Below are 255 nucleotides of genomic sequence, written 5' to 3'. Positions count from 1 at the left end.
CGGATAACTGGTTAGCGATTGAAAAATTTATTCCCCGTTATAAAGAAGCGAATGTTGTTATCTGCCTTAATTCAGTACAAAAAGAAATACTGGCATCGCAGGGGATAGACAATACCGTGGTTATTCCTCATGGTTACAATGAGGAATATATAAAACCTAACCTGAATGCCCCACGCCACTGGAATGGAAAAGTACAGATTGGTCTTTTTTCCCGCCGTTATCCCAGAAAGGTCAAAGGTGAAGCCTATCTTCTGG

General features: G+C 41.2%; 1 pseudogene. It reads left to right on the top strand.

The annotated features are described in order from the left end of the window. Window positions 1-255: pseudogene (locus ACU8YC_RS28825) on the top strand (glycosyl transferase family 1); the annotation flags it as partial.

The sequence above is a fragment of the Citrobacter sp. VF227 genome (assembly GCF_052950715.1).
The sequence above is the reverse complement of the archived record's forward strand: the minus strand, read 5'-3'. Positions and strand labels throughout refer to the sequence as shown.